At 60.9% G+C, this 9,251-nt stretch carries 5 protein-coding genes; 2 read left to right on the forward strand and 3 right to left on the reverse strand.

Going from position 1 to position 9,251, the window contains the following annotated elements:
- Positions 1-76: 76 nt before the first annotated feature.
- Together CPI83_RS13105 and CPI83_RS13110 are read left to right on the forward strand one after the other, a co-directional pair.
- On the forward strand, positions 77-3,181 hold the full coding sequence (locus CPI83_RS13105) for a multicopper oxidase domain-containing protein (protein WP_232816932.1): 3,105 nt from the start codon (positions 77-79) through the stop codon (positions 3,179-3,181).
- A 116-nt stretch (positions 3,182-3,297) separates the two neighbouring features.
- On the forward strand, positions 3,298-4,536 hold the full coding sequence (locus tag CPI83_RS13110; RefSeq protein ID WP_097387313.1) for an HNH endonuclease signature motif containing protein: 1,239 nt from the start codon (positions 3,298-3,300) through the stop codon (positions 4,534-4,536).
- 85 nt (positions 4,537-4,621) lie between these two features.
- Here CPI83_RS13110 and CPI83_RS13115 read toward each other — a convergent pair whose 3' ends face one another.
- Genes CPI83_RS13115 through CPI83_RS13125 form a run of 3 tightly spaced genes read right to left on the reverse strand, consistent with a single transcriptional unit; the run spans position 4,622 to position 9,104 of the window.
- The gene (locus CPI83_RS13115) at positions 4,622-5,593 is read right to left on the reverse strand and encodes an antibiotic biosynthesis monooxygenase (protein ID WP_097387314.1); all 972 of its coding nucleotides are present in this window, start codon (positions 5,591-5,593) and stop codon (positions 4,622-4,624) included.
- Positions 5,590-8,283, reverse strand: coding sequence for a molybdopterin cofactor-binding domain-containing protein (locus CPI83_RS13120; protein WP_097387315.1), 2,694 nt, complete (start codon positions 8,281-8,283; stop codon positions 5,590-5,592). The genes CPI83_RS13115 and CPI83_RS13120 overlap by 4 nt, the downstream gene beginning before the upstream one ends.
- Positions 8,280-9,104, reverse strand: coding sequence for an FAD binding domain-containing protein (locus tag CPI83_RS13125; protein WP_097387316.1), 825 nt, complete (start codon positions 9,102-9,104; stop codon positions 8,280-8,282). The genes CPI83_RS13120 and CPI83_RS13125 overlap by 4 nt, the downstream gene beginning before the upstream one ends.
- Positions 9,105-9,251 lie beyond the last annotated feature (147 nt).

The raw sequence follows: 9,251 nt of genomic DNA on the forward strand, positions 1-9,251 counted from the left end.
CTCACGCCACCATGGAACGGGGAAACCAGTGATCGCACTGCGAGGAAAGTCGTTAGCCGCAGCAGTAGTGGTGTCCATGACGATGGCGTTGGCCGCGTGTACGTCCGCTGAATCGGCGCCCGAGGTGGGCGCCAACTACGGCTCGGACGGAACCGCCGTCGACTACCGGGAGCCGGTGAAACTGAGTAGCCGAGATGGTGTTCTCGAGGTGCGCTTGTCCGCTCATCAGGGAGTGATTCCGCTCGATACCGCTTCGGCGCCCGTGTCGAATTTTCTGCTCTTCGGGTACGAGGTCATCCGCGGTACGGCGTCGGACGGATCGACCTCGGCGAGTGACGTCTATCCGGCGCCGACTCTCCGCGTCAATCCCGGAGAGCGATTGATCATTCATTACGACAACGATTTGCAAGATCTCACGATCGAGGACTTCTACGATCCGGCATTCACACCGGCGGGCGGGGACGTGCCGATCTATCCGCCGGCGCTGACGTCGGCTCCGCTGAATCTGCACACGCACGGAGTGCACGTGAGTCCGGACGGCAACGCGGACAACGTGTTGCTCAACATTCCCGCCGGCCAGGGAAACGTGTACGACTACGCGATTCCGGGGACGATGCCGAACGGTCTCTACTGGTACCACAGTCACCGGCACACCCTCACCGCCCAGCAGACGTACATGGGCTTGGCCGGGCTACTGGAAATCGGCCGGCCGGACGGGAATTTGCCTGTCGTGACGGCAAACGACGTTCCGGTTCGCGATATGGCACTGCAGTACAACTTCGTATTCGACCGCAAAGGAAAGGGCCGACAGCTCAACGACGCGAACTGGCCCCAATTCGTCAGTACGTTGACGCCACCCGCCGGTACGGAATTGGCCGACGGGACGTACCGTCCGAGCCTTGCTCCGGTGAATTTCTCGGACACTACCGAGGGCGCGCAGTATTTCACCAACTGGTACGCGGGACCGTTGTCCCCGGCCAATCATCGTGGACAGAATCAATTCGTTCCAGGCAATCTGCAGAGCTTCGTGGGTGAATCGACGAGAGTTCCGGCCGATCCCTCACTACCGGACAACCAACGCGATGTGCAGTACACCGTGAACGGTCAGTTCCAGCCGTCGCTGAAACTGAAGCCGGGGCAGACCGAGATCTGGGTGCTTGCCAACATCAGCGACTTTGCCTACATGCCGGTTACGTTGACGGAAACCGCAACCGGCACCCATCCGAAGTTCGCAATCGTGGGGCAGGACGGAAACCCGTTCGACGAGGTCAGGCCACCCGTGGACGGGGACGGAACCAGGCTGGTGATTCCGCCGGCCTCGCGCTATGCAATCGCCGTGACGATGCCGGAGTCCGGCGATCTGGTGCTGGAGATGCCACCGCTGGAAGGTGCGAAACCGGAGAGCAATCCGGGCATTCTCTATACCAACAACGGTACCGACAATCCGCCCGCCGAACTCGGAACCGTCACCGTCGACCCGTCGGTGATCAGTTACGCGGACGGATTCTTCACGTTCCCGACTCAGCAGTTGATCCGCGCGACGCCAGACGAGGGCGAAGGGAAGACGACTCCCTTCGAGTTCGGACAGAAGCTCGATACCTACACCTCGTTCGTGGATACAGCAGCGATGACGCCCGACGTGACCCGCAACCTCACAGTGTCCGGTGGGTTCGGAAACGAGAAGGCCAGCAACAGCGATCCGAAGGCCTTCACCTACGAATTCGCCGACAACACGTTCCCCAACATCCCGCTGATTCAACCGCGGCTGAATTCCGTTGAAGAATGGAAGATCACGAACCTCAACAACGACGAACACCCGATGCATATTCACGTGAACGACTTCCAAGTGATGGAAGTCGTTGATCCCGTCGCAGGGACGACGACAGGGGTTCAGCCCTGGGGGATCGACAATGTGAACGTGCCTGCTCCGGTGACTGACGAGAATGAGAATGCTCTCGAGCCTGCGTCAGTGACGTTGCGAACGAAGTTCACCGAGTACACCGGAACCTTTGTGATTCACTGCCACCGACTCAATCACGAGGACAACGGTTTGATGGCTACCGTCAGCGTGATTCCCGAGGTATCGACGTATGCCGTCGCGATACCTGGTTCGGCCGGCGTGCCCGCCAAGGTGCAGATATTCGATGCCAACGGCGACAAACTGATCACCGCTGTGACGCCCTTCCCGTCGTTCGAAGGCACCCCGAGTGTTGCGATGGCGGACGTGAACGGAGACATGGTGCTTGATCTGGTCGCTGGAACAGGTGCAGGCTCGGCTCCGGAAGTGGTGGCGTACAACGCAGTCGGCGGCGTGCCGTTCACCGACGAGTTGGCAAGATTCGCCCCCTTCGATGTGGGTTTTCGTGGCGGAGTGAACGTCGGCGGCGTCGATATCGACGGAAACGCATTGGCGGACAACATCATCGTTGCGTCGGGCCCGGGGATGGAGTCGCAGGTCAAGATTTACTCCACCGACCTTCCGGCGGACAAGAGGTCCGCACCCGCAGAATTCGGTTCGTTCTCGCCGTACCCGGGATCGAGTAGCGGAGTCACGTTCGCAACCGGAATGGTTGACAGTCACTCCGGTCGAGCGAGCATCGTGACCGCACCGGGTGCGGGCGAGGAGTCGTTGATCAAGACGTTCCGCTACGACCTGTACGAACCGACTGCGGCTGCGAAGGGCGACTCGGATGAACACGCAGGTCATACGAATGGTCCGGTGACGACATCGCAGTTCTTGGCATTCGATCAGGGCTACCGCGACGGGGTGTCTCTGTCGACGGGTTGGGTGGCCGGCGCCGAGGGTGGCGCAAAGTCGATAGTGGCAGGCATGCTCGGAGGAGAAGGATCAATCCGTGTCTTTTCGAGTGGATCCAGGCTCGACGGTGCACCCGAGATGTACCTCGAGAGTCCAGATCACCATTCGACGGACGTGGCATTTCGGGAGGTTGCAGCGTTCGACCCGTTCACCGCTCCAGGGTCGGGTGTGGGAGTGGCCACGACGAGCACGACTACCGGCGCGGATCTCCTCGTCAGCGGCAACAACGGAACGGGTGCCGAAGTTCGGAAATTCACTCTCGGTCGTGCCGATCCGTCTGCGACCACACTGACACCGACGCTTGTAGGAACGCTTCCGCCCTATCCCGTCGGTGGGGGAGCGCTGCCGCTCGGGGGTCGATGAGCGCACTTTGCGTGGAATTGAAAGTAGCTTTGTTTCAATAGGTCTCGAGGGTGAAACATTTGAAGTTGTCCGCTTTGTCTCTGGTTATCGAAAGTATGTTCGATTAAACTTTGAGTATGGACAGTCGGGAAGCGTGGCAACTGGATGGCGAGGGCCTCAAGAGTGAGGTTCTCGATCTGGTGCGTGTCCGACACGAGTTGCAGTCGCGGATGGTGTTGTTGATCGTGGAAATGTTTTCCCGTGAGGTTCTCGGCGGGAAGGGTTTTCGAGCGATCGCGCAGTGGTTGCACGGTTCGACGAATCTCGAGATCGGTGAGTGCAGTCTGCTGGTCGGGTTAGCGCGGTTGCTGATGCTCGAACCCGTTGTCGGCGATGCGTTTCATCGGGGTGACGTGGATGCGTTGAAGGCGCGGCAGGTGGCGTCGTTTTGTCAGCATCCGCCGAAGAACATGACTTTGGCGGATGTGGACAAGGCTCGCGGGATTCTGTTGGGGTTGGCGTCGAAGAACATCGCGGATTGTGATGCGGTGCGGGCGGCGATTCGGCGGATCGAGAAGCAGTACGGCAAGCGTGAGGACGGTGTTCCGGTCGGTGAGGATTCGGAGCGTAACGAGTTCTACGCGTCGAAAGGCTTGTACGGGCGTGTCACTGTAAAGGGTGACTTGGATGCTGTGAACGGGGCACGGTTGATCACGTTGCTGTCGAGCCTGTCGGCTCCGACACCGGAGAAGGACGGCGTCAAGGACACGCGTACTCCGGCATTACGGCGTGCGGATGGGTTTTGCGAACTACTGCGCCGGTACGAGCGGGCGGGGCTGGGTCCAATCGAGGGCGGGTTGAAACCACACATCACGGTGACCGCGTCGGCCAAGGACATGACGGACCTTAAAGTTCTGAAAGACCTGTTGCCGTCCACCGAGGAGTTGGGGTTCGCGTGGACGGATTGGGTGGGTCCGATCAGCATCGACACCGCACGGATGTTGGCCTGCGACTGCACGGTCACCCGGATTCTGTTGGATGAGAATGGTGTTCCGCTCGACTGCGGCAAGGAAGCGAGAACGGCGACGGTTCCGCAGCGGCGGGCTCTTGCGGTTCGGGATGGCGGTTGTGCGTTTCCAGGGTGTGGGACTCCGTCGGGGTGGTGCGATGCCCATCATATTGTTCACTGGGGTGATGGTGGCCCAACGGATCTCGATAACCTGATCTTGTTGTGCGGTCACCATCATCGGACACTGCACCACACCGAATGGCGGGTGGAGATCGGCCAGGATCGGAAGCCGGTGTTCTATCCACCGATGTCCGTTGATCCGTATCAGCATCCGATCGGCGGGAACAGCCCACCGACGGCCGCCTGAACGGCCATAACTGGAAATGCCAGCGTATGCACCGGGGAAGAATCATGCCCCGGTGCATACGCTGGCATTTCGCGTTCTGGAGAGTTCAGGGCAGCGACCAGAACTGAGTAGTCACCAGGTAGAAGACGACCACCCAGAACAAGGTCACCGCAGCGACGATCGCCACCCCTTGCGCGTTGGTTTTTGCGACAGGAATCCCCGGAGGTGGACGCAGCCAACGGTGCAGGAGCCGATTCACGTAGTACGGCATCGTGAAGAAACTCATGATGAAGCTCGACAACAGGTTGCCGATCAACAATCCGAGCCAGAGTGGCAGCTTCAGCGGTGACAGCGCCAAAGTTAGCAAGACGACAGTCGGGTAGAGACCGACCCAGACCGCGATCGAGGTTTTTGTCTCCGAAGGTGGAGGGGCCTCGTTTCCGTTCTCGTCGAAGGCAAACCAACTGCCGAACGAATTGTCCACGGTTCGCAGTTCGAAGTCGTGGAACTTGCGACCCTCGGCGAGAAGCTGTTGTCGCTCAGGGGAAGTCAGCCACGTGTCGAGATGGGCAGCATTGTCGAAGCGATACAGCAGGGTCCACTCATCCTGCACACCGTCGACTGGGCGAAACAGTTCGGTGCCGCGGAATCCGTCGAAAGCACTCTCCACCTCCCGAAGGCGATCCTGCCAGGCAAGGAACTCGTCGATACTGTCGTCACCTACTCGGTGCGTCACTACGACAGTCAGCAGTGGGTCCGGAGGCCTGATCCCGCCGCTCACTACCTGCTGCGTGGCCGGGCCGTCGAAGAACTGACGACCGCTGTCGAGGTAGTCCTGCCTCGTCGCGCTGTTGATCCACGCCTGAACATGAGCGATGGAGTCGAATCGGTACACGATCACCCAATCAGGTTGGGTGGGCGTCGGAGCCGTGATTTCTGCCCCGAGGAAGCCTGCATAATCTGCGGCCGCCCGGTTGAGATCTTTCTGCCAGACCTCGAATTCTTTCTCCAGTCCGGCACGCACTCGCTGGCCGATGATGACCGTCGCGGCGCTGTCCGCCGACGTGTTCGCGGTCATCGGTTCAGGCCTGAGTAGATGCGTTCCGGGGTGAGCGGTAGTGACCGGAATCGTGACCCGGTGGCATCCTGCAGTGCGTTCGCCAAAGCAGGGGCAACCGGATTGATGCAGCACTCCGCCATGCCCTTGGAGCGGAGTGGGCCGACGGAGTCTGATGACTCGACGAGGATCACGTCGGTGCGTGGGACATCCGCATAGGTCGGGATCCGGTAGTTACGTAGATTCGGGTTCATAATCGCGCCGTTTGCGTCTACGTGGAAGTTCTCGGTGAGTGCGAAGCCGATGCCCTGGGCGACGCCACCTTCGATCTGTCCCCGCACCTGCGCCGGATTGATGATCACCCCAGCGTCGGTGGCTTGGACACTGTAGAGGATGCGGATCTCGCCGGTGATGCGATGGACGGCGATCCGGAAGCCATGAGTGTTGGACACCACGCTGCGCGGCGACCCGTACGCTTTCCGTGCTTCGGTGAATCGGATCCCGCGCGGGCGTGCAGCCTCGAGTACCTCTTGCAGTGTTAATCGAGTACTACCGCAGACGATCTTGTCGTCGTCCATCGAGCACTGGTCAATCGAGACGCCGGTGTGATGTGCGGCGAAGGCCAGTAATCGATCGCGGAGCGCATTCGACGCGCGAAGTACCGCGTTCCCAGCGACAAACAGGCCGGCGCTGGCGAAAGCGCCTGTGTCGAAACCGGTTCGGTCGGTGTCCGACTGAATGATTCGTACACGTGACGGTGTTGTGCCCAGCTGATTCGCGGCGATCTGCACGTGGGCGGTAGAAGTTCCCTCACCGAATTCGACTGTGCCGATGGCAAGTTCGTATACACAGTCTTCGCCGAGGGTGAGCCAAGCCTCGGAAATGTGCTCGGTGGGTGGCGCGGTCTCATGTAGTGAACTGGCGGTACCGGTGCCGATCAGCCAATCGTCTCCGAGCGAGGGAACCGGTTGGCGCTTCAATGCCGCGTCGATCAGATCGATGCATTGCCCCAGTCCGTCTTCGGTGAAGATCACGTCGTCCGGGCCGTCTTCGAGTGCGACGAGCGAATCGCCAGGTCGGACGATATTGCGTCGACGCAGTTCGAGCGGATCCATGTTCAGCGCGATGGCCAATTCGGTCATGGCCGATTCCACGGCAAAGGCCGGTTGAGTCATCCCGTACCCACGCAAAGCGCCGCTCGGGACGTTATTGGTGTACACGGAATACGCATCGAACTTCTTGTTCGCACAGCGATAGAGCGAGACTGCCGCGCCGCCGGCAAAGAGTGTCTCCCCGCCGTGGTTTCCGTATGCACCGGTGTTCGAGACGTTGCGATAGTGGAACGCGGTGAGTGTCCCGTCCGACTTTGCTCCGAGCTTGATTGTGAGTTTCATCGGATGACGCGGTGACGCGGTGGTGAACTCTTCTTCTCGGGTGAATTCGAGGCAGACGGGACGACCGGTGTCCAGGGTGGCGAGCGCCACCAGATCTTCGCTGATCACTTCCTGTTTTCCTCCGAACCCGCCGCCCACGCGTTTGCAGAACACGCGCAGCTGATCCGGGCGGAGGTCGAAGAGATGGGCGAGTTTGACCTTGGCGATGGAGGGGGACTGCGAACTCGTGCGAACGTGAAGGCGTCCGTCTTCCATCCATGAAATCGAACCGTGCGTCTCGAGATGTGCGTGCTGCACTCGCGGCGAGAAGTAGGTGCCTTCGTGGATGACGTCGGCCTCGGCGAACCCGGCCTCGACGTCGCCCACGTGACCGTGAAGTTCGAGCAGGATGTTGTGCTCGGGATCTCGAACAAAGGGATCGTCGGATCCGTGCAGGGCTGGAGCGCCGTCGGCCATGGCCTCTTCCGGATCGAACACGGAAGGCAGGATCTCGTAATCGACCTTCACCTTCCGACGGCCTTCTTCCGCAGCGACGACGGAGTCGGCGAGGACGGCCACCACCCGCTGACCCACGAACCGCACGACGTTGTCGAGGATGTACGTGTCGTCCGGATCAACAAGGTGGTCGGTATGAATTGCCGTTGTAAAGAGCTTGCGCGGCACGTCTTTCCAGGTGTACACGCGATGGACACCGGGGACGGCGAGCGCCTCGGTGGTGTCGATGGAGGTGATGCGTGCATGCGCGTGGGGCGAGTGCAGCACTTTCAGGTGCAGCATGCCGTCGATCGCGGTGTCCATAGTGTATTCGGCTCGGCCGGTCACGACGTCGGTGGCCGCCGGCGCCCCGACGCTGGTCCCGACCGCCTGTCCGGGGAGGGCAACTTCGACAGCGCCGACACCGTTGACCGCGTCTTCGATGGATCGGTAACCGGTGCAGCGGCACAGGTTTCCCTTGAGCGCTCGCGGCAAGTCTTCTTTCTGCGCGTCGGTGAGCGCCGCGGAGGTCATGATCATTCCGGCGGTGCAGAACCCACACTGAAAGCCGGGTGCATCCCGGAACTGTTGCTGAATCGGATGGAGATCTTCGGGCGTACCGAGTCCCTCGATCGTGGTCACCGCGCGACCGTCGGCGCGAAAGGCGGGCGTGATGCAGCTGTGTATCGGCGCTCCGTCGAGCCACACTGTGCACGCCCCGCAGTCCCCGCCGTCGCAACCCTTCTTCACCCCGTGGTGTCCGAGGTGTCGAAGAAACGTCCGGAGACACTGTCCTGGGAACGGTTCCTCGTCGAACTTCCGGTCGTTCACCGTGTAGCTCATGACTGGCTCCCCGTGAGTTCGATTCGGAGCTCGTCGGCGTAGTGACGGGCGAGGTGCAGGCGGTGGTCGGGGGTTCCGTTGGGATCGTCGAACCAACTGTCGGCCGAAATGGAGTCGACCGCTCGTCGCAGAGAGTGCTCGTCCGGCATCGCGTCGAACGTCAGCCGGATCGGATGCGTAGTGCCGGCGGTGATGGTGAGGTGAAAGTCGTCGGCTCCCGGAGTCTGCGTCGCGATCATGAAGATCGTCGAACGGCCGAGGTGCGTGAGACTGAAGCGGCGGTGGGCGTGGCGTTTGGTGAGCGCGTGCACCGGGAACTCGATGCTCCGAAGAACTTCGCCCGGCTCCAGGACATTCTGGTGGTCACCGGTCACGAAGTCGCACGCGTCGACGGTCCTCACTGTTCCGGCGGTGGCCCACAGCGTGAAAGTAGCCTCGAGTGCAACTGCCAGGGTGATCATCGGTCCGGCGGGAAGCGACATACAGATGTTGCCGCCTACGGTGGCCGAATTCCACACCTTGAAAGACGAGAGGAAGTACTCGCAGCTGACGCGAATAAGTGGACTCGCACGCCAATTGTCCGGCGAGACAAACGCATACAGTTCGGCAACGGTGCACGTAGCTCCGACACGGAAATGAGTCGCGCCGACCTCCAGTGGTGTCCACCCGAGCGCGGTGAGGTCGACGAGTCGACGTGTGTCGGGTTGTTCCGCTGAGAACAGCCACGTTCCTCCCGCGAGCCAGGCGTCGCCGGGACGCCACACGTCCCCTGGGCGATCCGGTGGTCGGCGTATCACGTCGGTAATGGTGGTGATGTCCATGCGCCTGCTCCCCTCGGGGGATGTGTCGTCTCGGAGTGGGACATTACCGAGGTGACGGGACACATTCACACTTTTAGTGCATATCGGGCACGTGAAACATGAGCGATACGTACGTGACATCACCTGGTGGTCCGTGCATGTGCTTGC

Source organism: Rhodococcus sp. H-CA8f (assembly GCF_002501585.1).
Lineage (GTDB): Bacteria > Actinomycetota > Actinomycetes > Mycobacteriales > Mycobacteriaceae > Rhodococcus_F > Rhodococcus_F erythropolis.